Origin of the sequence: Klebsiella sp. GW_Kp182, from assembly GCF_040062275.1 — a bacterium.
Classification (GTDB): Bacteria; Pseudomonadota; Gammaproteobacteria; order Enterobacterales; family Enterobacteriaceae; genus Klebsiella; species Klebsiella michiganensis.
Window position 1 is genome coordinate 65,967 of the sequence record NZ_JBEAFQ010000010.1, and the last position, 25,529, is coordinate 91,495.

Genomic DNA, 25,529 nt, shown 5'->3' on the forward strand with positions numbered 1-25,529 from the left:
GCGTTTAGCAATCTTCCGTTGGGCAGCTGATATTTTCGTCGTACATCCACGGTCCGGCGTAGTGGGTCAGAGGGTGCTGATAGCTCACCCACTGCTCGTCGACCTGGCGATGCATCAGGCACGACGCCGGAGAGAGGTCGTAATACGGACGAGTATCTTCATGAAAGTAGGGCACCTGGTGGACGGTTCCCGGGATGGTGGAGATGATGGCCTGGCGATACTGGGTCATGGTCAGGCTGTGGTTATGGCCGCAGAAAATGCGCGTCAGCGACGGGAAACGCTCAACCAGCGCCAGCAGACGATGGCCGTTTTCGCAGGCGATAGGGTCCATCTGCGCGTTGCCCAGCGGCAGCGGCGGATGATGCATAAACACCGTCGCCGGTTTATCGCCGCCATCAAACAGCTGGGCTTCCAGCCACTTGATGGTTTCCTCGGTCAGCCAGCCTTTCGACGTACCCGCCCGGCTGGAGTCGATAAACAGCAGGCGAGTGGCAAAATCGTCTACCGCGTAGTGCATGTTTTGCGCGTCGCGGCCGAGCTGCGGGCACAGCGGATTCAGGTATTCCAGAAACAGCGCTTTATCGTCGTGGTTGCCGGGAATGAGATACAGCGGATAGTTCAGGCTGCCGAGGATCTGGCGGGCGACCTCATACTCTTCCGGGCGGCCGCAGTTGACGATATCGCCGCTCACCACCACCGCGTCCGGACGCTCCTGCAGGGCATTCAGCTGGGAGACGACGTCGGCATTGGCGGCGTTGACGTCAATAAAGCCGTACAGCTTCTGGCCGCGGCTGCGGAAATGGGTATCGGAAATTTGCGCTAACAGCATGAAGAGCTCCTTATTTTATCCCGGAGAAGCCGAAGCTTCGCAGGAACTGTTTCTGGAAGAAGATGAACGCCAGCATCAGCGGCAGGCAGACCATCAGCGTGCCGGCGCCGATGATGCCCCACTGACCGCCGGATTCTGCGCCCATGGCGAACGAGACCAGCCCCACGGTCAGCACCTGTTTGTCCGGGTCGTTCAGCATCATCAGCGGCCACAGATACTCGTTCCAGTGGTAGGTAATGCTGACGGTGGCGAAGGCCAGCACCGACGGCCAGGACATCGGCAGCAGCACGCGGAACAGCACCTGCCACCAGCGACAGCCCTCCATCAGCGCCGCCTCTTCCAGCTCTTTGGGGATGGCCAGAAACGCCTGACGCATCAGGAACACGCCGAACGCCGAGGTGAAGTAGGGCATCATTACCCCGGTGAGGGTGTTGAGCAGGCCGAAGGTTTTCAGGGTCAGCATGTTCGGCACCATCATCACCACCGGCATGATCATCAGCTGGACGAGGAACATCAGGAACAGCGTCTTCTTGCCGCGGAACTCGTGGCAGGCGAAGACGTAGCCGGCGGTGGTGATGGTCAACAGCTGCACGAAGAAGGTGCCGAAGGTGAAGATAAGGGTATTGGCGTAGAGGCTCAGCCAGTCGGCGCTGGCCCAGGCATCGCGGAAGTTATCCAGCGTCAGCGGCATACGGGGCAGCAGCGAGGCCATATCCTCGCCGAAGGTCGTGGCGCTAAACGAGGTCGCCAGCATCCATAAAAACGGGCTCATCCACAGCAGCGCCAGGCAGCACATTAATACCGTGAGCGTAAAGGGCTGCGAGCGGCGCAGGCGCAGCCAGAGCGGGCGCGATGCGCTGTGCGATCGCAGCGCCAGCGGCGAGATTTCAGCGCTCATAGTGCGCTCCTTTCTCCAGCAGTTTGAGGTTAATCAGCGAGAAGGCAAACAGCCCGGCCAGCGTCAGGAAGGTGGCGGCGGAAGCTTTACCTAAATCATGGGTGTCCCAGGCGAGGTTCTGGATGTAGTAGAGCAGCACGGTAGTGGCGTTATCCGGCCCGCCGCGGGTCATCACCGCCACGTGGTCGATCTGGGTGATGGAGTAGATCAGCGCCGTGGTTATCACGAAGCTCAGGGTCGGGCGCAGCAGCGGCAGCGTGACCTTAAAGAACACCTGCGTGCGGGTGGCGCCTTCCACGATCGCCGCTTCGCGCGTGGAGGCCGGAATGCTTTGCAGCCCGGCGAGGAAAAACAGCATGTAGTAACCGGCGAACTTCCACACCCCAATCAGCGCCAGCGCCAGCAGCGCGCTGTTGCTGCGCCCCAGCCAGTTGTTGTTCATCGGGCCAAACAGCTTCGCCAGATAGTGGTCGAGCAGGCCAAGGCCGGGCATAAAGATAAACAGCCACAGCGCGGCGGCGCTGACCATCGGGATAATCATCGGGAAGAAGAAGGCGGTGCGCAGCCAGCGGTTGACGCGGTGATTCTCGGTCAGGGCGACCGCCAGCAGCAGGGCGAGCGTCACGCCCGGTACCACCGTCAGCAGGATATAAAGCAGGTTATTCACCAGCGACTGCCAGAAGACGCCGTCGGCGAACAGACGACTGAAGTTCTCCAGCCCGACATACTGGCCGCCGTCGCTGACCATGCGGGTATCAAACAGGCTGTCATAAATCGATCGCCCGAGGGGAAACCAGGTAAACAGTAATAAAAACAGCAGGGAAGGCGACAGTATCAGCCAGGGGAGCCAGGTTTTTCTCATGGTGGCGGACGTCTCATTCAGGCGTTTGTAGAAGCCCGGATTGTGAGAAGGATTGACTGCAAACGTATGGCGAGGAGATGACGGTTTAATGACCAGGGATACAAGCGCCGGGCAGACGGGCCGCCCGGCATCACCCCGGTCAGTGGCGTTCAGGCCGCGCGGCTGCGGCCTGAAGCATGACGAGAAACGATCAGAAGTCGGCTTTCAGCACCACACGGTAGCGGGCCTTGCCCTCGCGAACGTGCTTCAGCGCCTCGTTGATCTGCGACATCGGGAACAGCTCGGTGGTCGGCGCGACTTTGCTGCGTCCGGCAAATTTCATCAGCTTGCGCAGCTCGGCCGGGTTGCCGGTGGCCGAACCGGAGATGCTGCGGTCGCCGCCAATCAGGGTAAAAGCGGGGACCGGGAACGGCTTCATCACCGCGCCGACGGTGTGGAAGTTGCCGCCGTACGCCAGCGCTTCAAAGTACGGCTGCCAGTCGAGGTCGACGGCGACGGTGTTGATAATCAGGTCGAACTGGCCAGCCAGCGCCTTTAAGGCTTCGGGATCGCGGCTGTTCACCACGCGATCGGCGCCCATTGCCAGCACTTCCTGCTCTTTCGCCGGATTGGAGCTAAAGGCGGTGACTTCCGCGCCCATCGCGTGCAGCAGCTTGATGGCGATATGGCCGAGGCCGCCAATGCCGATGACGCCGACGCGGCTGTTGGCCGTGACGTGATGCATCAGCAGCGGTTTGAAGACGGTAATGCCGCCGCAGAGCATCGGCCCGGCAGATTCGAGATCGACGTTTTCCGGCAGCGGGATCACCCATTGCCAGTCGGCGCGCAGCTTATCGGCGAAGCCGCCGCGGTTGATGATGGTGGGCACCGAGCCTTCCAGACAGTTCACGTGGTTGCCGCTGATACAGGCGTCGCAGTGGCCGCAGCTGCGCGCCGTCCAGCCAATGCCGACCTTCTGGCCAACCTTCAGCCCTTTATCCTGCGCCGCGCTGCCCAGCGCCGCCACCCGGCCAATCACCTCGTGACCGGCCACCAGCGGATAGCTCGACATGCCCCATTCGTTGTCGATCATCGACAGGTCGGAGTGGCAGATCCCGCAGTACTCCACCTGCACTTCGACATCTTCCGGCTTAAGGTCGCCGGCATCGTATTCCCACAGCGACAGATCGGCGCCCGCTTCTTTGGCGGCGTAACTTTTAATAGTGCTCATGACAGTTTCCTTGGGTTTGGCGTAGTTAAGAAGGAAGTGTAGAGCATGGGGCGAGGGGACGCTTGGCAGAAGGAGGGGGGAAGCTTGCGCAAGCCGGCTTCTCTGCGAGAGAGAAGCCATCGCGACAGTTCAGCTTTTGAGTAACAGCGCGTTGAGCCAGATTTCGCTCCGCTCCGGGCGCTTATCCACCGTCTGCCACATGTTGGCGAGACGGATATCAGCCAGCGGTTCGATCAGCGCCGTCAGCCCTGCTTCATCGAGATCGGTAAACCGCCGCCCCTCTTTTTCTCGCTCGCCTGAACCGTATTTAAATGAGACGTACCAGACGCCGCCAGGTTTGAGGGCCATAGCCAGTTTGTGCATCACTCCCGGCAGCTCCGCGGCGGGAACGTGCAGCAGCGAAGCGCAGCACCAGATGCCGTCATACCGCGCGCTTTCGCTGATACTTTGAAAGGTCGCCTGACGCACGGCCAGCCCGCTGTGTTGCGCAGCCCGCTCGACCATGGCCGGTGAGGCGTCAAACGCCTCGACCCGGTAGCCCATATCGGCAAAGGCTTTGGCATCGCGTCCGGAGCCGCATCCCGCATCGAGGATCAGCCCGTTCGGTTCAATCGCCCCGATAAAAGGCGCGTACAGAGAGGTCATATCGACAGCGACGGTTGAAGCCACAAAGCTGTCAGCGTTCTGCTGGTAGTAGTTGATTGTCATCAGAATATATCCGTTCCGGCGGCCTGAGGTTCCCATTCATGAAGGAGCGTAATGCGCGCAGTGTTCCAGATTTTGGCGAGGAAGTCATCGCGGCGGGCGGTCGTGTTGCCGGTCTGACGGATTAAGGTTTCACGCAAGGGAAGGTGGCTGGTAATAAAATATTCGTTTCTGTCGCGCAGGCGGCGCAGCAATTTTGCCGACGGTACCCGCATAAACTTGCCCTTCTCCCCGCGGTTGCAGCTCTTGCAGGCGAGAACCAGGTTCCAGACGCCGTTGATATTCGCCACTTCGCCGCGCGCCGCCCACGGGATAAAGTGGTCAACGTCGGCCAGGTTCTCATCCCCGCTTTCGAGACTGATCGGCGCATAGCAGTAAAAGCAGCGGCCTTTTTGGTAGCCGTTCAGGCTGTCGCGACAGCTGGAGATGGCAACTCGTCGGGTATTCAGGGTGCTGAAGAGCTGCTGTTCGGCGGCATCATATTCCACGGCAATCAGGCTGCTGGCGATGTTCATCGCCCACGCCTGCTCCACCAGACGCCAGCGGGCGTCCGTTTCGTGGATCAGGTTTTGGTACTGCTGGCGCTCCGTCAGAGAATAAAAGTCGTCGGTCAGACGGATACCCTGATGCGTTTTACGCTCGTCGATAAAAAAGCGCCTGGCGATTTCGCCCTGATTCACGTTATGAAATTTATCCAGCACCACGCTAAAGCCGAGCTTAACCGTTGCCGCGATGAGCTGATCCTGGGTTATCTCCTGGCGATTGAAGCGGCTACAGGCGTTGAGAAACTGGCTTTTTGGCGACGTGATCTGTTTGGGGGCGTGCTCAAGATGGCGACACAGATGCTGGCTGAACGGCACCGCCAGCTCCTCGAGGCGTATCAGATCGCTACCGTCGCGGCGGATATCGTACAGCGCATGCGCCAGCGCAAACTTATAGGAGGCGACGTTTTTGCCAAAAAGAATAATGCCGCGCCAGTAGTTCTCCAGCGTCGGTTCGATCTGATAGAAGCGCATTGCGGAAATCCTGTTTTGGGAAAGTACCGGCGTTATTACGCGTACTAATAACAGGATCTGATAACAAATTGCCGAAAATGTAAACCGAATTGAGCCGTTTGCAGGATTTTGCGAGCAGGCTCGGAGAAAGAGGAAACCGCGAGTGGGAAAGGTGAGAACGAGGGGTTTACTTGCGGAACGTATTGAATGTTGGCCGAAATGCGGCTTGCGCTGTTTTTTTCAACACTTAGCGCGGCGATCGCACTCTGCCGCTTGCGCAGCAGCCAGTGACAGGTATAATCCAGAACGTTTTCCGTATCCTTTCCGTGCCGGAGTGGCGAAATCGGTAGACGCAGTTGATTCAAAATCAACCGTAGAAATACGTGCCGGTTCGAGTCCGGCCTTCGGCACCATCGGAACATCAATAGACGTCAACGGACGTCTTTTTTTGTGCCTGAAATCCAGTATCCGCAAGGCTTTCCTCGCTTTTTCACTCTACCTAAGTCAACCTGATTCAATCAACATCAACTTACTGATGCGGGTACAACTGCGGGTATATCCCGGTTCGATTATGTTTGTACCCACACAGAACCCTTGAAAGGATACTCATCATGGCTCTGAGTGATGTGAAGGTTCGTTCGGCTAAGCCTGAAGCAAAAGCCTATAAACTAGCTGACGGTGAAGGCATGGTTTTGCTGGTTCACCCTAACGGTTCCAAATATTGGCGACTGCGTTATCGCCTTGGCGGCAAAGAAAAGATGCTGGCGTTGGGGAAATACCCTGAGGTTTCGTTGGCGGATGCCAGGGCACGCCGGGATGAAGCCCGTAAGCTGTTAGCTAATGGTGTCGATCCAAGTGAGAACAAGAAAGCCGTTAAGGTAGAGCAGGAGCAAGAGGCGATAACGTTTGAAGTGGTCGCCAGAGACTGGCATGCCAGCAATCAGAAATGGTCTGCATCGCATAGCGCTCGTGTTTTGAAAAGCCTCGAAGATAATCTCTTTTCTGCCATCGGTAAGCGGAACATTGCAGAACTGAAAACGCGAGACCTACTTGTACCCATCAAAGCCGTAGAGTCATCAGGGCGTCTCGAAGTCGCCGCCCGTTTACAGCAGCGTACTACCGCGATTATGCGCTTTGCTGTGCAGAGTGGCTTAATCGATTACAACCCCGCGCAAGAGATTGCTGGTGCGGTTGCTACGGCGAAAAGACAGCATCGTGCGGCTCTGGAGCTTAACCGCATCCCTGAATTACTACACCGCATTGATCATTACTCTGGCAGGCCGTTAACTCGACTGGCTGTTGAACTCACGTTGTTAGTTTTCATCCGTTCAAGCGAACTGCGTTTTGCCCGTTGGTCAGAAGTGGATTTTGAAACGGCCATGTGGACGATTCCAGGTGAGCGTGAACCACTGGAAGGTGTTAAACATTCTCAGCGTGGTTCAAAGATGCGGACTCCTCATCTTGTTCCTTTGTCGCGGCAAGCCTTAACTATTCTGGAAAAGATTAAAAGCATGAATGGAAATCGAGAGCTGATCTTTGTTGGTGATCATGATCCGCGTAAACCCATGAGTGAGAACACGGTGAACAAGGCTTTGCGAGTTATGGGCTATGACACCAAAACGGAAGTCTGTGGGCATGGTTTCAGGACGATGGCGTGTAGTTCACTTATTGAATCAGGATTGTGGTCGAGGGATGCAGTGGAGCGGCAGATGAGCCATCAGGAGCGTAATTCTGTGCGTGCGGCTTATATCCATAAGGCGGAGCATCTGGGAGAGAGGAGACTGATGCTGCAGTGGTGGGCGGACTATCTGGATGCTAATCGGAAGAAGGTGGTCAGTCCGTTTGATTTTGCGAAAAAATAAAAAAAGTAACGCCATTGAGAATTAAGTAGTTCTATCTGAACTCCCTATTTTTCAAACAAATAATGGGCATTTTGCCCATTATTTGTTTCTGATGATGACGAATTATAAGCTATTGAACACCTAGTGCTTTATACACAGCATCCACCGGATCTGCATAGAAACTGATTTGGAATTTGGAAAAAATTTCAGCAGGCACTGTCGGGATATCAGAAGCCGATGCCATCGGCAGCAGCACACGTTTGCCCCCACTATCCATTGCCAGTTGCAAACTACCCGCCAGATCTTCGACCGGATTCACCACACCACCAAGTGTCATATCTCCGAGCACGACCATCTGTTCTTGCACTGGTTTGCCCATCAAAATGGAACAGAAGGCTACCAAGGCGGCAAGGCTGGTTTTGGTACTAGGGCCTGAGTTATGTAACTCAACGGCATGTAGATGGTATTCATGCTCGGAAAATTTTGCGGTAGCACTGATGCGATTTAGGTTGCCTTTGAAATAATCAAAACCTATACGGATTGCTTCTTTTGCTGGTGTATTGGAGCCTAGGCCAGATGTCGTGTGTTTACCATTACCGGGGGTCATCTGAGTCTCGAAGCGATACAGGCCCAGTTGGCCTGTGACACCCTTGGTAACCATGTGCACAACTCCCGGTTTACCCAGACCTTCGGGGATCAACTGGCTCCCGCCTTGCTCAGGTACATTGACGAAAAACTCTTCAAGAGTTTCGTTGTCGAGATAGCTGAAATGCACATCAAAAAACTCCATGCCGCCTAGTTTTTTCAACTGCTCTTTGATTCTACGACGTAACTCTAATGCGTAGGTGAGACAAGGACGTACCTCCTCTTTACCAAACACACCATGAGGATACAGTAATTTGAGCAAACCTGAGACCGTGCGGCGTACTGCGATTACGTCACGTTGGTTGAGGTTGTTCCCGAGTTTAAAGAAGCGGTCAATAGCATCAGAGAAGCTACGCTTGCGCATTTCTCGCATATATTCGGCCAGATAGTCGGTGATCAGACCGTAGTTATTGGTAAAAAATTCAGGCCGCATCTTAGGGATATCCCAGCCTGGGATATAGGCATGGAAACGGTCAAAGAAGGCTGTATCGATCATCGCTTCCGGGAAAGGTGCCAGCAGGTGACTGGTTTTGACTAACGTTTCTACGCTTTGGTTTATGTTGCCGACAAATACCATGGATGCTTTGGCTTCGATAGAATCACGGCCACGGGAAAAAGAGCCCGATGCCATGTAATCCTTCATGATCTGGACACCATCTTTATCTTTGAAGGTAATACCAGCCACTTCGTCAAAAGCTACCACATCCCACATGCCTACCAGCCCAACCTGCCGGGAACTCATGTTGTAAAACAGATTGGCGACTGTCGTCTGGCCACCTGAGACTAATAATGAATTAGGCGAGCACTCTTTATAGACGTGGCTTTTACCGGTACCACGTGGGCCGAGTTCGCAGACGTTATAGTTGTTCTCAACAAAGGGGATCATCCGCGTCAACAGGTGCCATTTCACCCGTTGCTTCAGATTGGTTGGCTCCATGCCTATAGAGCGGATCAGGGCATCCAGCCATTGGTCTGTTGAGAAATTAGCCCGGGCGGCAAAAAGCTCTTCCATATCCATGGAGGGCATCTGGATAGGCTTAAGGTTGAAAATTGAGAAGGGCGAAATTCTTTGCCCTTCTTCATAAAAATAGTTAAGAGTAACGATACACCAGATCCCCCCGGTGAGCAGCTTCTCGTTAGCTTTAACAATGTTGGCGGGGATCACGGCATCTTTGATACCTAGGTTCGAAAGCTGAGCCTCGTATACATCTTTCTTCTGGTTGAGCTTTACTCCGATCTTATCGATCACTTTAAAGCTACCACGCTCACGAATCAGAGATTTTACTTTCTCAGCCTCATCCGGGCGAACATAGTTCTCAGCGAGGATTTTTTTGACGTTTTCCAGACCTTCGCGTACCACTTCATCATCGTCTGAAGCACAGTACATACCGAGCAGATATTCCAGTACATAGACAGGGACATTAGCCCCTTCTTTTAGCTGTTTGGTCAAATCCTTACGGACAACTTTACCCTTAAAGTAACGATTCAGACGGGCATCAAGATCCATGCTGGCATGCTGAGATAACTCATCGTCAATGCTGAGCATAGAAGCCTCATCAACAGTAGTTCCGCTCGGCTGGGCAAGCTTCTCCGTGTAAACGTCCATCTGCTGGATTACTACATTGTTCGTGATATGTGTGACATTCACCGCTGGCTCTTGTGCGGTTTCCTTTCCTACAAACTCACCTTCAGTAGGATTTATCTCATCATGTGGCATCTGGTATTGCTCCCGGGTACTGATTAGCTGGCACCCAACATTAGAATTTACTTATCACATCCGCAGGATCGCTATTTTGCGACCATTAAAAACCGAATTCATCCGGGATTGCCAAATCAATAGTGACTGGATAGCGTGCCATTTCAATACCATCCTCATCATCAACGAGCAGCAATTGATACTGCGCCTTGCGGTCAAATTGAGCACCGGTCAGTTTTAAACGCACGTCTTGCTGGCGCTGATCGAGATTACTTGAAGTCGCTTCAAAGAGTAGCTTCTCAATAGCTGACACGGTTTGTTCTGAACTATCTACCACCGAGAAACGAACCATTCTTGATTTATGACGTTCATCGACGGCATCGGTCTGCAGGAAGCGGATTTTATCGATCACATTTACCAGCTTAATGGGTTGGTATGCCGGAACTATGTCGACTTTGGTTTTTTCATGTAGAGTTTGTTTCTTGCCACGCAGCTCTTGTACTTCAAGTATTGGAACACAGACCTCTTGCAACATTGCACCACCATGGACGAAGCGGGCTCCACCAACAAAATGGAAACGGCTCACTCCTTTCGGAAGCCAGAATTCCACATCAGAGTTACCACCAACAATATTACGTAATTGCCCATGCCAGACATCTTCGTTTGTTGGTAAATTGCGAGCAAGGAGATAGCGTTTTGAAGCTTCCAGAGTTCCAGATGGTTCGTGTTTCAGAGGCGATTTTACCCCGTTTTCAACTGAGGCCTGTTGGAATAAGAATCCATGATCGGCTGTGATAACTACGCGAGTAACGCCAAACCCATTGATAATTTTGTTGATGAGTCCATTCAGTTCGTCTATAGCCTGGCGGGCATGAATGAATGTCTTGAGCTCACTTTTCTGAGATTCACTCTGAGCATCGATGACATCGTGATAGACGTAGATTACCTTTGCGTCACCAACCGCCTCGTTAGCTTCTGCCCGGGTCCAGCTCAGCAGACTTTTGGCCGAAATCGCTATACCACCCACCTTACTGAGAATAGTGCTGCGATTTTCTAAACCCGAGCTGCTCTGTCCATCAACTAATACTGTTGAGCTGGTAGCGGCATAGTCTAGTTGCTGATGTGGGAGTAGGGCGGCCATGCCAAGTTGCGTATAGCTAGGTAGTACCCCAAGTTGGCTCTTGAGCTGTGCAGAGAAGCGTTTGGCTTCATTTATCTGTCCCTGGAGCTCATGAGCCACTTCATAGCGTAAGGCATCACTGATAATCACAAACTGGCGCTTGACCCCGCTCTGGGTAAAGCGTTGTTTGATGACAGTATCATAGAAGCGATGCTGCGAAGGGAGACCCAACTGCCAGTTATCAAGTAGCTGCTCTTTAGCTAACAAACCATCCCATGTTAGCCCAAGCTGATAGAGATACCAGTTTACATACAGATCTTCGATTTTACTGGCCAGTACAGCCAGCACTTCGACCGATTGTCCCTGTAGGTGCAATAGTGCTTCATTAAACAGGCGATAGGCTGCATCAAACTGGAACAATTCAGCTTCATAGGCCAGATACATTTCTTGCGCCGAGGAGTAATGAAAACCATCCGGTTTGGAACGACGTAGTTCCAGCAGCAATTCGGCTTGTTGCAGCGCGTGATAAATATAAGCATATTTAGGTACAGTTCTGGCCCAGAACCCATGTCGACGGCGAGATATCAGTTGGGTAAACTCTACTCTATTCAGGCTCAGATCGCCGTTGTTTAATCCAGATATCAGCTCACGGATCAAACCTTGCTCGACCGCTTCAAAACCTTCGACCTCTCCCCAGAGCCAGATATCTTGCGTTGTCAGGCGTGAAGCAAGTTCGAGCTGCTCTGCTACCTGTGCAGAGATTTCGGCAAAATGGCTACTGTACTGATTAGAATCACGCCAGCCAGATAGCAGAGCCATGGCATTCGCGCGCCCGGTAGGGGTGGCTAATAGTTGTGACTGTAGCCAGACAGGACGTTCTTTGGAATCAAGCTGTTCGTAGCATTCGCTCACCAGTAACTTACGAATCAGTTCGCGTAGTGATGGTTCTGTCCCTTCAGCTATATGGTATCCATATTCACGGTTCATTAAATGCCAAAATGCAGGCAGTAATCCATGCTGTTCTAGCGGAACAAGAGCGGTTTCAGCATTTTCAAGTAACCGATCGCCAATGCTTTTCATTATTTCGGCAATCTGAGCATGACAGGTCAGCACGACACTTATCATTTTCATATCAAGTGATAGCGGATCTTCTATGCCGCCACGGCCGTCCAGGCGACGTTTAAAGGCTGCAGTACGCTCCTTATTGGCGAAAAAGCTTTTACGTGACGCGATGTGGTCGCGCAGCGCCATATTGGCGAGGCCGAGGTCATTAAGCAGAATTGAGGCTGCATCAGCATAAAACGTGGTGCTATAACGACGTATATCGAGCAACCAGTCTTTAGCTGGTGATGGTTCTGAACTGGGCCAGTAGAGAAGGAATCCCTGCATGGGTTCATCGATTTCAATGCGTTTGCGAGTTTGAAGCTGTGACTGCTCTGCCATATTGAGCACTGTTACTGGCAACCCGTTCCACAGTATGGCGAGCTCTGTAAGCTGTGCAGTAAAGCTCTGTTCTGGGTCGTGCCAGAAAACAATCCGATCTGCGGTGAATTTGTTGTTTAGCCCGGTTTGAAGCTGAGTGATATCCATCAGTACGTCTCGGAATAATTAAGCCATCAGCACCATGGCTGTGAATCGGCGGTAGTGTGTAATGTTGAAGATGATTATACCAACTCTGAACGTTGATTAGTGACTGAATCCCACATGCTAAAGATTCGATAGCTAATCTAACTAATTTGTACAAGTGGATAGTGAGAACAAGGTGATAAAGCGGAGACATAAATGTCCCCGCTTTATCTTTTTGAACTTACTCGGCTTTATCGCCAGTGATAGCTTTCACTTCAGCTAATAAAGTACCGAACTTGCCGTAGTTGACCTTAACACCATCGTCGAGATCGAGCTGGATCTTCATATCAGCATAGTGTTTGAGCTGGTCGTCAAAAGAACGCAGCTCGGTAAGCTGTTTGGTCAGGCTATCGATCTCTTTACCGATGCGTTTGGCTTCGGCTGTTTCTGCTTCATTCTGCTGCAGGCGCAGGCGCTCAATACGGCTGTCCATTTGGCCGAGCAGAGGAGTGACATACTCGGTGCGCATGCGCGGGAGAGTTGTCTCATTGTAGCGATGCAAGTAGACCAAGCATTCAAAGGCTTTCTCTTTACCAGAACTGAATAGCCAGTAAATTGGGCGTTTTTTGTAGGTCTTCAAGTGATCTTTAAAGAACTGAGTCGAGAGGTAGCGGCGAATAGTCTCACGGGAGGTTTCCCCTCCTTTTTTCACTGGCTTGATCGCAGCTAAGCAAAGGCTGTCGGCAATAAATTGTAGATTCTCTTCCAGATGCTCTGCATCCCAGACAGTGCGGACAAACTCTTCAACCCGAGTGACAATATCATCTTCAAACCAGGCCTCTGAGGTCAGTGGCAGAATACCATCACTATCGGCAGGGAAACTGGTATAAGCCCCTTCTTCGGTTAGTGTTTTAAAACCTTCGTTGTTACCATGGGCGTAAACCACCCCTTCACGATCCAGTGAATAGCGTCCCATCATGCAGCCGATGGTGTAGGAAATTAGCTCTGCCATAGTATCGCCTTGCAGCATGGCATCAAGTTCCTCTTCTGTTTTGTTGCTACCGTATCGATAATGAGGGTTGCAGATAAGGGTAATCTCGCTTAGCGGTACTTCAGTAGATAGTTCTTCTTTGAGATTATAGGCATTGATAAAGATGAGATTATTTTCCTCTTCAATTTTTTTTAGTTCTAGGGTAACAGTACTCCATTGGGAGCGAAGTTTTTGAAACGATATTTTTAATAAAGGATCTTTTACCCTATCATCTAATAATTGAAAAATTGTGAAATCGCGTGTTTGTTCGCTAGAGCCCCAATCTTTTTTTGCAATATTTATGGCTTTGGTAATGTTTTCCTCGGTTATTTTTTTTAACTGATTAATCTCAATTGTTGGAATCGCATAAATATCTTCCAGCTGGAAGTTAACAGTTGGGCTTAGAAATTTCAGAAAATGATTGGTGACTTTTGAATTTAATAATGCAAGTAAAAATATAGAATCGCTTTCTGTATTTTGTAATATCGCAGTTTCTTGATACATTTCATCTTTCGAGAGGAAGCGGAAGCTAGCGGCGGCTGAACCTATTTTCCCCCATGTAATTCCTGGTAATGTCCAAAACTCCTTGCGAATTATCCTACCTGCAGGTGCTGAACGATAGAAACTCCTTGCGTTGGGTGACCAATCAATTACATGGATAATATTCCCATACCATTTCCTATAATCCCCTCCCATGGCACAGGGTAACCAATTTTTATCGAAAGATCCAATGTCAGTGCAATTGACTTCCCAGAAAAACTTCACAAACTTAGCATTATTAGTTGTTACATTTTTCCCTTCTGACTTTGATAAATCAGAAACCAATCCTTGTCTTTTTTTAAAAATATTAAATAAATTTTGGCTGACCCAGTAAGCTATCGGGCTACCCGGGATTTTATTAAAATCCGCCGCTGAGGCGCGATAAAAATGCTTTTCCATATTGTTATTTTCTTGCTGGCTCATTACGAGTCTCCTTTCGGTAATTCTTTTCTGCTATGGACCATATCTTGGGAAAATCCGTCCGGGACTGGTTTAAAAGGTTTTCCCGGTGAGCGGTGACTGGATTGAAACTGACGCAAGGCCGTGATGTCAATTTCACCGGTGATGCAGTAATCATGATTCCCACCTTTCACGCGCATTAAGTCGCGTTGGTAGCGTTCTTTGTAAGGTGCACGAATACGGCTATCTCCATAAAGGCGATTATTACACTGGATGATGTAGGCATGGATATCAAGTGCAGCGGACTCCACCAATGCATTAAACGTGTCGGTATCAGGGTTCCATTCTGGTACAAATAACGCATCGACTTTACCGCGCAGATCGGCCCGGTAGCGAATATTGGTCAATTCACTGCAGATCATCATTGCAAAACGAAAATCGCCATGTTGCACAACCGGGGGTTGCGTCCATTGTGTTGCGGGAATTAATTCAAGACCTGCAAGTTGGAACAGTTCTTGTTCTTCATGTAATGCAGGTCGCTGTTTATCTTGTCGGTAGAGCATCAGAGATGGGAAGCCCAGACCATCATGACTCAGTGAGGCCCAAACCTGATTGCGTACGCGCTTTTTCGGAGCATGCAGATATTCCACACCACTGATGAATGAAATACCACGCCCCTTAAGTTTGTGGGCTATACGGATAAACCACTGTGGCGGTAAAGCCAGTTCCGGTAAAATGAGATATCCACTATTATCAGGTCTGGAGATCAGTTCGTTGATCAGACGACTAAGTCGCTGATAACGGCGACGACTATCAGGATCGGGTTTGTTCATCACCGCTGCGACAAAACTCGGCCCACTAGTTTCCCAGCTAGATACCGCGATAGTATGCTTAGGCTTAGGTTCCCCATCAGGAATCTGAAGTACTCTCTTACTTTTATCCCAATGCGGCATTTTGTACTTGGTCAGCTCAAAACCACGTAGTGCCTGCATCACCTGGCTCAGCTTAGCGCAGTGAAGCGAATTAAACGGGTCTGGTGCTATCAAATACAACTCATTAAGGCTAAAAGGGCGAGTAGCAAAATTTAGACCTGCTGGAATCCCTCTTTTAAATCTAAGCCAATGGACGAGAATACGGATACCTTCCACTATGTCGCCATGAAGTAACTCATGTGCATCTGAGGTGATTAATTTGCTGCGTGCAACGATACCTCGCTGACTCACCATCTCTTTGGGCAGGCCGATGAAACGAAGTGGAATATGAGCTAGATCGTAACTGAATAGCCGGGTATGAGCTCCCTGTAAACCACTGCGGCCGACAAGTTTTAGCAGACTAGATTCTAAGTGTTTTTTAAACTGTAAGGTATTACAGAATTCATCCCAAGCATTCTCTCCTTCACCACATAGCTTGTGTGGAAAAGATGAAATAATGCTTTCAGCAACAGAATCGTAAAGTGTTTTCCACCACTCATGTTGTTGATATTGAAGAGAAGACTGCAGAGCCTTAATCGATATAGTACAATGATCTTTGACCGTTTCCGTTAGCTTATTAAGAGCCTTAATCATTTTCCCAAGATAGCTAAAATCTTCACAAGCGACAGCCATGCGAATGATACGTGGCAGGTATTGAGCCAGTTCGAAGAATTTTATCGGTGTAAGCAAATGACCTGTTACCGCATCAAAAAAAGCATGGCGGTGTTCTTTCCAGGAATCAGGCGGAAGATCGCGCTCATAAGCTTCATAGTCACGCAGATTGAGAGCGAAGCTGGCGCGATGCAGTGTCAAAGCATCAGTTTTACGAAGATTATCGGCTTGTTCACCAATATGGCTGGTTGCTTTAAGCAGATCGGTTGCCACTGATTCAGCTGAATCAGGAAGGTTGGGTAACGAGCGCCATTCGCTTGCTCGTTGATTAATCTGCTCAGTGATAGCATTTACTAAAGCAATACCAGCCGCGCCAGACAGAACGAATAATTTATTTTTGTTGTTTGTAAACGCGATACGACTGGAGCATGTTTCAAGGTAATCAGGCTTGAAAAGAATAGCCTGTTCTTTTGAGCTATCAGAATGTTCCCACTTAAATAGCTCTTTGCCGCCATCCCGATTAAAGATCCAATCCCAAAACTGATGCGTATTTTTTATCTTACTGGTATTTTCCATCACCAACAGGATGTCATCCACATAGCGACCATAGTAGAGCGGAACAACCTGCTGTTCGATAAACTGATCGAGCTTAAAGAGTGCGGCATTGGCAACAACAGCAGAGGCTGGCAAACCAACGGGTAAGCCTTTTCCGAGTGGTGTTAATTTTGCCCAAGCTTCAAGTGCAGTAATAAACAATTGATGCAGTTTCGTCTGACTCTGATCCAATTCGACGCCGATCAGTTGTAAAAAGGCCGGATCTTGCATAAAGCCAGGATTTAGTTCATGGAAAAAACTGCTCACATCAGCTGTAAGAGCTAAGACCTCTTTTTTATCTTGCAGTGCTGAACGCATAGCGTTGATGCCACCATCACGCCAGTCGCGAAAAGGTTTGAGGTAAGGAGTAAATGATCCCAGTGCTAGTTCGTTAATTTGATCATGGCGATTACGACGTAATCGGCTGCCATGGACATTGCTACTTAGTTTTTTATCAAAAAGGGAACCCACCTTGAGCATCCAAAGAGCTGAAAGGACATGGAAGTCCAAACAGCAGCAGGCCATCAAACGGAATTCTGCTGTGACTTCTTTTCCAGCTTCTATTATCTCCTGCCATTCATCATCAGGTGACGCGAAAATTAGTCCTGTGCCGTCATCTGTTTTCTTCGTTTTAATGGCTTTAGGGACCAGAGACCAAACTCCCAGGAAATCTGGGTTGTGTATCCAATCTTGGGCTTCTCCATTGATTCGTTCTTGCAAATCAGTGAGGTTAACCTGCAGCTTATCCTCGTAGTCAGCAATGGCAAATAGCGACGGAGTTGTTGAGTAATAGAGGTCTACTTTAGCCTTACGATAGGCGAGCCCTAGATCTTCTAATGTGAAACTCATACCGCGGCTCCTTTCCCTGTTTTTGTTTTGCTACTGCTTTTTGTTTTTTTCAGATTTTTAGCTGCATCAACAAAGCACCAGAAGTCAGTCTTTTTCATCTGACAGATGAGTTTGAGCTGGTTTTTATAACGATGTTCAATACGGTACCAGATCGGTTTTCCTTCAATTCGCTCAATATCGGCGTGAGCAGCCGCATTACGCAAGTGGTAAAAAATACTTTTTAAAATGTTACCCTTCGCGTTATGAAACCAGATCAGATTTTGCTTGTTATCTGCAGTAGGTAGGGTTGATGTCGCCAGTTCTCTTTCAGTCGAGAAAGGCTGGATTTGTAGACTAAGTCCACTCTTTAACTTGCGATACCCTTTAACCTGAGTTGATAACAGCTCAGATGTTAGCCCCTGGTGCTGCTCGTAATAGAGCACCAATTTTTCATAGATATCAGCCAACTCGGCACGAGTCAATTTGCTGGGGTTTGAATTAGGCATAGTCACTTTCTCGTCGATTCAAACAGTTAGCTATTACTCATTCCCAGATTGCTTGGCAGCCTTGAGGTTGCGTTCGTTTAGCGGTGGAAACTGAGTGGGTGCTCCATCACTGCCAATATCTTCATTCTCAACATAGCAAAAAGCTCCACGGGTTAGCATGTGGCCATGATTTCTACATACGGTTGCAGCAGTACCAAACGCGATTCCCATCACCATATTTGCCATATGGGCCATGCATTCAATAGATGAGTGGTTCAAAATTTTTAATCTAAGATTTTCGTAGGAGGATAAAAACATCCAGCTCTGCATTGTAACCATGGCGTGAAAACCGTTCACCTTCAGCAGGTTAAAACCACTTTCCATGAACATGGCAAACAGGTCTGATTTACTATCCGGGAACTGTTTTTTGGCAAACTCTTTCAGATCCGCATTCATCCCTTTACTACCCATATATGGCGGATTAGCAACCACCGTATCATAGCGTTTAGCCAATAGTCGGGCTTGTGCCAGCAGCGGTAAAAGTTCCTTGGAAGCGAGTTTCTGCATGGCATCGCCCTGATCGTTTAATTCCAGCAGCGTGGAATAAAGATCATCAATAGCAGAAGCTTGCTCAGCAGGCACGTCAATCAGGGAACCTAAGGTCTTGGCATTAAGAAAACTCTGGCGTAGGTCGGCCAGTAGAGTCTGGTGTGGGTCATTAGAGACTAACGTCTCAGGTGCTTTCGCAAACATATCCTGAATCTGGCCATGATTAGCATCGGCATTGAGATTAAGTGCTTGCCAGAGTTTAGGAATATTGAGGTGACGGCTTTCCTGCAAGGAGTGAATATTCAGGTTCACACCACGAGAAAACAGTCGGCGATCATCCTGACGGGCACGCATCAGCAGGGCAAAACCTGCCAGCTGTGCGGCGCGGTCATCGATATCGAGACCAAACAGATTGTGTCTGAGGATCAGCTCCGGGATCTCGCGGCTGCGATAACCACGTTCTTCATAGATACGATAGAGCAAATTATAGGCTTCCACCAATATATGGCCTGAGCCACATGCGGGATCGAGCACACGGATTGATTCTGGCTCAATGCTGGTAGGGGTTAGTTCAGACAGTTGTGAAATCACTTCAGGAGCCTGTTCACCAGGTTCAATATAGTAGGGCATGGCGCTTTTGATCGCGGATTCAGGGTAGGTTTGCAGCCAGTGACGCCCAACCGAGTTTTGCACCAGATATTGTACGATCCAGTTAGGGGTAAACAGTTGGGTTTTGGCTGGAATTTCAGAACTATCAACCGCTTTGCCTGTTTTAACTTTTTTATCGACTCTCTCTTTTTCATCCAAGATATAAAACTGATACAGCCAGCCGATTACCTCTACTTGTTGCCAGTCTGGTTCCGGAATCTCATCCACCAATTCGCGCCAAAAGGCATCGGTACGTATAAGACCGGTAGGTAAAAGCAGTTCAGTTTCATCATCAATGGCTTCAAACAAAAATGGCATTGCCCGATGCAGTCGGTGGCATTGGCCGAGTAGCAGCTCACGAAAGAGTGCCTCTTGCTCATTACCTGCCAGTAACAGATCCAACAGAGCGGGCTTATCCAGAGCTACACCCTCAGCTATCAGGGAATCGATCACCTCAGGGGCGCGATCCAGCACCTCAAAGCCTTGTGGCTGAGATGGATGTGATAGCAGACGCACGCCGTGTTCCAAATAACCTTCTTCGCTTTTCAGCTCCATAAAACGGATGGCACAGAAGCGGTTAAACCAGGTGTATGCCATATGCTCTATTAGAGTTTCATAACCATCGTTTGTAAGACGTTGCTGAAGGCGCTTGAGGGCAGAAGCACTGCTGGCTGGATGGGTGAATCCAGCGACTTGTAAAACTTCACCACTAACTACTGGCTCTGCATGGCCTTTGGCAGTGATACCAAATTCAGCAGCACGTGCTTTGATAGCTGTAATAAATGCAGTACGGGCCCGAGGGGCAATTCTTTTTAGATTGGCAGTGTTCATTAAGGCTCACAAATTGTTTTGTCCGGGCGGAATTCCGCCCTTCAGAATGCATTGTCAGATGGCTGAAACTCACCTGAAACAGAAATTATGCAGTAATAGGTTCACTCAAAATGTGACGCAAACGCGCCAATAATATTTCACGACGCTGGTGATAGAATCCCCCAAAATCAACCAAAGTCTCGGGTAGTGAGTCGATTGCCTGTAAGTGAAGATGATTAGTACGGGCAGTTGGCTCTGGCCACATCATTTCGTACCATTCATGGGGTAATTTCTCACGTTTTTCATTGTTCTGGCTTCCTTCCAACATTTGCAGGTTAGGTAGTCGGTTGGCCATGACAATCCACTCTTCAGCTTGTGTGTCATCAGTGACCCCTGCCTTTTTCAATTGTTTTTTGGTAAAGCGGGCTTTAGGGAATATGTGATCTACATGGAAGTGGTGGGAGAAGTCATGTCCCGGAAATAGCAGAGATAACAAGGCAAAAGTGCGGCGGTTACCATAGTCGAGTTCAACCAAAGACTGTAGCTCTTCTTCTTCAAAGCGTAAGCTCTTACCGCGTTCTGTCATCGCGATGGACATTTCTATCAAAGGAAACTCTTGCTGACCATGTTCCTTGATCTTGCTTCGCAAGCTAGTTAGAAGCGTATCAAGACCACTTCCCCAAATACCGGATTGTTTAAGGATAGAGCGAATTAGCCAACCTCTGATCCCCTGCCTATCAGCAGCATACTCGCTACGGGATAGGTAGCGGTTATCCAGATCTCGATGGTAGAGGTAATAGGCTATGGGGAGTAGGGCACTGTCTGCTCCCAGATTGTAACTGTTGAAGCCGAAACTGCTGAGTAAATTGACTGCAAGAAGTAAAGCTTTACGGATGCATTCCCAATTATCTTCCAGTTTGCGCATGTTCTCTTTGCTAAAGTTCTCGACTTTAAACCCAACGTTGCCGATATCACTCAGCATCAGACCTGCTTTGAGCACCAGGTCCTTGCTAAAGGAAAAACCATTACCTATTTGGTTCATTTCATCTACTAGCTTGTGAATCTCATCACGCGCATCCAGCGTGCTCCATTGCGTTACGGCGATGGAGAGCAGTAGATCTGAATAGGAGAGTGTTGTTCCGCCACTATTCATACGGATAAAGATATTGAGAACCTTGGATAGCTCCTGACCTTCTTCCAGGTAGTAACTGATCAAAGGTTTATTGTGAATGATGTCATGAAAACGGGAAATCACTTTACCTGCTGCTGGTTTGCGTTCATCAGGCATTTTCATTTCCATGACTGACATCATTACGTCATAGGCATTCATACCGAGAATACGGGAGACTAAAAACCAATGGTGTTGGTCATCGTAGTGGCTTGCCTCATCCTCACTCAAGAACTCGAACTCATAACGAGTTCCGCTGTCAGGGTCTGTGCATTCAAAAAGATTGAGATAGAGGCGACGTTCGATAAAGGCGTCTGCACTGGACCACCATTTACCCTGAGTTTTCCAACTATAGGAACCGCGTAACCCGATGTTTAGTGCCGTCATTCGCTGCTGGCCATCTAGAACCGCGATGCGATCATTTTCACCGATGATATCTAGTTTTTTACAGTGGACTTGATCACGCTGGTGGTAGTCACGCATAAAATCATAAAATTGATACTGACGCAGATTCTCAGTTTTAATTTTCCAAAACAGGAAGGTACCAAACGGGTAGCCTTGTAGTAGAGAGTCAAACAGCTGGCAGATTTGATCTGGCCGCCAGACAAATTCTCTCTGGATTGCAGGCAAAATATATTCATGCTGTTCAACTTTGTTCAGCAGCGTTTCGATGGTGCCACCGGTTTGGTACATGTTTTATCTCTTCCCGTATGGTTGTGTTCGAAGCACTCTTTACGCCCCTTTTGATGAGAAAAGGGGCCGAGCGTTTTACATCCTTGCTTTTGGGCGCAACACTATTTGATCCGCACTCGTTTACCCTGACCTATTGCCTGTTGTAAACGGCTGCGAAGTGTCGCGAGATAGGTGTCGATATCCTGCTCCGTTTCTATAAAGATATGGCTGGCACCGAGTAATTCTGCGGGTGAAACCAGTTCGATAGGTTTAGGTATTAGTTTGTGGCTAACCACTGTCGCAGCAGAGTTATTCGCAATAGTAGTTGGCGAGTCTGATGGATCCGGTTCTCGCAAAGTACCAGCATCGCTATTAGGCGGTTCAGCCGCTTTTTTCCGTGCGGCTTGCTCCGCTTCCAGACGAGCTTGAAGTTCGGCGCTATAGCGGTTGATCAGTTCTAAGACCTTATCTTCTTCATCATCAGCCTCTTGTTGCAGGCTAACAATCTCATGTAAGGATAAGCTGTTACTGACCCGTTCTTTTAACAGGTTAAAGGGACGCATTGCCTGGTTTTGTAACTCAGCTGGTAAGTCAGCAACCAGCGGTGCAACCCCTTGCTGGGTCGCATTGATCGCTTCCAAAGCTGTGGCACGTTTCTGTTCTACCAGTTGCAGGTTAATGGCGATGAGTTGATCAATTAACGATCCCACCTGGCGCAGTTTGCTATACGGGGATTTGTTATCGTAGATAGCCTGCAATGCAGCTAATGCTTTAGCCGCTTCTGGGTTTTGCTCCAGTGCATGGCGATTGGATTTGAATTGATCGTTGAGGGCTCGACGCAACTGTTGCCAGATATCAAACTGACGAGTGAAAAACTCCTCGACCTCTTCAAAATCTTCGGCAAAATCTTGCCATTCGTTGCTCTGCTGGCAGAGTCCATCGATTAGGGCATAACTGTTGTTGCCCAGCTCAAGCAGGCTGGCGATTAATCGACTGCCGGTAAGCAGGGTGCTTTTGCCAGGGCAATTCCCATCTTTAGCTTTAAAATCAAATTCTTTAATTAACCGCTGCCACTCGCCTAGTACGTCAAGAAGCTTATTCGCCAGCTCTTTTTCGCTGCTCTCGAAGGGTTTATTAAAAATATCTTTCGCCAGTTTAGCCGCTTTAGCTACTTGCTGTTCTGTATGCTGACGTACTCGACGAATACGCAGTGTGCTGTGGCTACGTACCGAGGTAAAATGTTCGTAGCTGCGTTTGAGGGGCAAATCACCATTCGGTGTAGATAGCGCAGCCTTACCAAGCAAGACCAGATGAGTCACCTGTAGCATTACTTCGTCACGGTTCCAGCCGAAGGGACGAGCACTGAATCGCTCTAACAATTCTTTAAGGTAGACCGGCTGATTTTTTTCATCTGCGACATTTAAAAAGAGTTCAATCTCCTTTTTTGCAGCAGCATTGGGGTCTTGTTCACCGAGATTTACATTTAGCTGTGCCATGTCATCGGCCATGATCACCGACTTCAGCTCTTGCACCGGGTTGTTACCACAGCTTTGTAGTAAAGAGAGCTTTTGGAATGAGTTTTCGATTACGTAGGCACAAGCTTCATCAAGCATATTGCTGACACTAGCCGATTTACTTTGCAGCTCATTACCGAGTGCGAATATCTGTGCTTGTTTCACCAGATCATCGAATAGTAATTTCAGACGGCTGCGACGCTGGGTGTTTTCGAGTGCTTTTTCTGCTAGCAATTTCTCTTGCTCAGGTCGTTTACCTCGTATCCCTGCTAGGAATTTCTCGGTTTTCAACCACGTATCAAATTCAGCCCAGATCCGCTTCTCACTCGACAGGCGTACCAGAATACAACCATTCCCTTCTTGGCTCAGTGCCTTGTAGGATTGTTCGTTATAACTGTCAAAATTGGCATCCAGTGGGGAAATGACTTTGAGCACCAGATCTGTTTGTTGGCTGCCGTCTATAGAGTGGCCGTTACAAAAGCGAGTCAGAGGGTAATCCTGCTTGTTTACCGGATAGCGATACTGACGGCGATTGCCCATTACCTCTTCAAACACCAACCGGGCCAGTTGCCGGTTCTCTTCAGTTGCTTCAACCTGAGTGTGTTTGATCTCCTGCTCGACTTCTTTTTCTTCGTTAGTCAGGAATACGTATTCATCGCCATTTCTGACAATCAATAGCTGGTTTTCAAGACGCTGTAGACTGGCTACGATTCGGCTTTTCAGTGCCACTTTATCGGTATCTATTTCTTCAATAGAGAGTGTGACCAGATTATCAATGGTGGATTTGACCAGATCGACATAGCGGATCAAAAACAGCGATTTAAGAATATTAATGTCGTAAGGATCGAGGCTTGCTTTCTCAGCCGCTTGTTCGAAGATGCGTTTAACGTTGGTATCGAGGAAAGATTCGATTGCCGGATAAAAGGCATGGAAAGGCACCAATACACCGATATCTTTGTTCATCTGCTGGCGTGCGGCATTCTGGAATGCATCCAGCAGAGAACGTTCACCACGGGAGAGATGTTTACCGGTAGCCCCCACTTTGCGGATTGCTTCGAAGACCTTTTGTACCAGCAGATACTGATAGGGAATAAAAGGGTAGTGATCAACAAACTCAACATTATCACTGTAGTTAGCAAGCTCAGCTGTAGTGCTGGTATCAAAGGTCAACTGGTTGCGAAGAATGTCGCCTTTTTGACTGAACAATTCTGCCAGGCAGTTTTTAGCGTTTTCACTTTTTTCGAGCAGACGTTTCTGTATTACCTCATTGGTATTGGACGAGGAGAGGGAAATCCTTGTGTGAAAACGCCCTTGGATCTTGGAGAAGTCTTGGCCTTTTTTAGCGCTAAGATCTCCTAGTACGGCATCGATATCTTCTTGTGAAGTGACGATTACCCAAGCTCTGCCTCCACAAGCGGTACCGATATTTTCTGTTATCGTCTGCAGTTTGAGCATCATCTGGGTGTTGTTGCCGATAAACTGTCCGACCTCATCTACCAGAAAGACCATGCGTTTACTGTCGCCAGATGGATCGCTACGATCGAGATACTCCCGCACCCATTTACAGAAGTTGGCAATGTCGAGAGTAAACATGGATTCGAGATTTTCCATACTCTGCACCGATGAGGCATCTGACTGGCCGGTAGCATAGGCCCAGGCTTTTGCCATTTCATCACGACAGAAACCATAGGCATCACGCTGTTCTTCCCAGCTTGAGCCCGTGAGTTCAGCAAATTTTGCTTTGAATGGCTCGTATTGGCCACGGGAATCTAACTCACGTTCCAAGTGTGCGATATGAGGATGGTCAGCGCAATATCCCAGGCGCTCATTGAAGACGCGCAAGAAAACTTTGAGAATGGCATCTTCTTTGTCTTCAGTATCTGCGCGGCTGTCGATATTAAAGAGAATTACTTCAGTATTGCGGTTAACTGCAGCGTGGATATCACCGTAAAGAAGGGGATCGCTGATTTTCTCTTTGAAAAACTCGATGGCAGCTTTTGTTTGGCCATTGTTAACAGCTTTCTTGTTACCTAGCAGGTAAGAGAGGATCTTTATAAAGTGAGATTTACCGGAACCGAAATAACCCGATACCCAAATCCCAATTTTACCCGCCACACTAGGATCATCTGGATGGCTGACACCAGGCAGGTAGGTCTCAAAAAAGTGACGAAGGTGGCGGTCAAGTTCACGGGTCACCACATACTCGTCAAGCTCAGTCCAGATGATTTGCTCATCCAGCTGCTCGGCTTTCACCACACCATTGATTGGGCGATCCAGTTGTTTGGTAAACAGCTCTCTTATCTGCATTAAAAATTCCGTCTCTATCATTCAGCGAGACTCTT

At 49.1% G+C, this 25,529-nt stretch carries 15 protein-coding genes and 1 tRNA gene; 2 read left to right on the forward strand and 14 right to left on the reverse strand.

The window, feature by feature from the left end:
- Nucleotides 1-4: 4 nt before the first annotated feature.
- The 6 genes from ABLU88_RS12220 to ABLU88_RS12245 form a co-directional block, all read right to left on the reverse strand.
- On the reverse strand, nt 5-829 hold the full coding sequence (locus tag ABLU88_RS12220) for a phosphodiesterase (protein WP_219677756.1): 825 nt from the start codon (nt 827-829) through the stop codon (nt 5-7).
- Nucleotides 830-839: 10 nt separating this feature from the next.
- Nucleotides 840-1,727, reverse strand: a complete 888-nt coding sequence (locus tag ABLU88_RS12225; protein ID WP_348836616.1) for a carbohydrate ABC transporter permease — start codon at nt 1,725-1,727, stop codon at nt 840-842.
- Nucleotides 1,717-2,589 carry a sugar ABC transporter permease gene (locus ABLU88_RS12230; RefSeq protein ID WP_025107468.1) on the reverse strand — a complete coding sequence of 291 codons (873 nt, stop codon included), beginning with the start codon at nt 2,587-2,589 and terminating at the stop codon, nt 1,717-1,719. The genes ABLU88_RS12225 and ABLU88_RS12230 overlap by 11 nt, the downstream gene beginning before the upstream one ends.
- Nucleotides 2,590-2,779: 190 nt before the next feature.
- Nucleotides 2,780-3,799 (reverse strand): NAD(P)-dependent alcohol dehydrogenase, encoded by a 1,020-nt coding sequence (locus ABLU88_RS12235; protein WP_004128305.1) that lies wholly within the window; start codon nt 3,797-3,799, stop codon nt 2,780-2,782.
- Nucleotides 3,800-3,928: 129 nt separating this feature from the next.
- Nucleotides 3,929-4,507 carry a class I SAM-dependent methyltransferase gene (locus tag ABLU88_RS12240; protein WP_348836618.1) on the reverse strand — a complete coding sequence of 193 codons (579 nt, stop codon included), beginning with the start codon at nt 4,505-4,507 and terminating at the stop codon, nt 3,929-3,931.
- Nucleotides 4,507-5,520: an HNH endonuclease domain-containing protein gene (locus tag ABLU88_RS12245; protein WP_348836619.1), complete on the reverse strand. Its 1,014-nt coding sequence runs from the start codon at nt 5,518-5,520 to the stop codon at nt 4,507-4,509. Before ABLU88_RS12245 ends, ABLU88_RS12240 begins: the two co-directional genes overlap by 1 nt.
- Nucleotides 5,521-5,827: 307 nt before the next feature.
- Between ABLU88_RS12245 and ABLU88_RS12250 the strand changes: the two genes are divergently transcribed.
- Nucleotides 5,828-5,912 (forward strand) — tRNA-Leu (locus ABLU88_RS12250).
- Between the two features lie 198 nt (nt 5,913-6,110).
- Entirely contained in the window at nt 6,111-7,361 is a 1,251-nt protein-coding gene (locus ABLU88_RS12255; protein ID WP_348836620.1) for an integrase arm-type DNA-binding domain-containing protein, read from the forward strand.
- A gap of 109 nt (nt 7,362-7,470) precedes the next feature.
- On the opposite strand, the gene brxL is transcribed toward ABLU88_RS12255, so the two are convergent.
- The 8 genes from brxL to brxC all read right to left on the reverse strand — a co-directional run bounded on the left by brxL (nt 7,471) and on the right by brxC (nt 25,515).
- A complete protein-coding gene (brxL, locus tag ABLU88_RS12260; protein ID WP_348836655.1) occupies nt 7,471-9,531 on the reverse strand; it encodes a protease Lon-related BREX system protein BrxL in 2,061 nt (686 codons plus the stop codon).
- Between the two features lie 256 nt (nt 9,532-9,787).
- Nucleotides 9,788-12,391 carry a BREX-1 system phosphatase PglZ type A gene (pglZ, locus tag ABLU88_RS12265; RefSeq protein ID WP_348836621.1) on the reverse strand — a complete coding sequence of 868 codons (2,604 nt, stop codon included), beginning with the start codon at nt 12,389-12,391 and terminating at the stop codon, nt 9,788-9,790.
- Nucleotides 12,392-12,608: 217 nt separating this feature from the next.
- Complete coding sequence (pglX, locus tag ABLU88_RS12270; protein ID WP_348836623.1) at nt 12,609-14,360, reverse strand: BREX-1 system adenine-specific DNA-methyltransferase PglX; 1,752 nt, start codon at nt 14,358-14,360, stop codon at nt 12,609-12,611.
- The gene (locus tag ABLU88_RS12275; RefSeq protein ID WP_348836624.1) at nt 14,360-17,362 is read right to left on the reverse strand and encodes a reverse transcriptase domain-containing protein; all 3,003 of its coding nucleotides are present in this window, start codon (nt 17,360-17,362) and stop codon (nt 14,360-14,362) included. Before ABLU88_RS12275 ends, pglX (ABLU88_RS12270) begins: the two co-directional genes overlap by 1 nt.
- Nucleotides 17,359-17,847, reverse strand: a complete 489-nt coding sequence (locus ABLU88_RS12280) for a hypothetical protein (RefSeq protein ID WP_085831733.1) — start codon at nt 17,845-17,847, stop codon at nt 17,359-17,361. The genes ABLU88_RS12275 and ABLU88_RS12280 overlap by 4 nt, the downstream gene beginning before the upstream one ends.
- A 33-nt stretch (nt 17,848-17,880) precedes the next feature.
- Nucleotides 17,881-19,854 (reverse strand): BREX-1 system adenine-specific DNA-methyltransferase PglX, encoded by a 1,974-nt coding sequence (gene pglX / locus ABLU88_RS12285; RefSeq protein ID WP_348836625.1) that lies wholly within the window; start codon nt 19,852-19,854, stop codon nt 17,881-17,883.
- An 85-nt stretch (nt 19,855-19,939) separates the two neighbouring features.
- A complete protein-coding gene (locus ABLU88_RS12290) occupies nt 19,940-21,694 on the reverse strand; it encodes a DUF262 domain-containing protein (RefSeq protein WP_348836627.1) in 1,755 nt (584 codons plus the stop codon).
- A 101-nt stretch (nt 21,695-21,795) separates the two neighbouring features.
- Entirely contained in the window at nt 21,796-25,515 is a 3,720-nt protein-coding gene (brxC, locus tag ABLU88_RS12295) for a BREX system P-loop protein BrxC (protein WP_348836628.1), read from the reverse strand.
- Nucleotides 25,516-25,529: the final 14 nt, after the last annotated feature.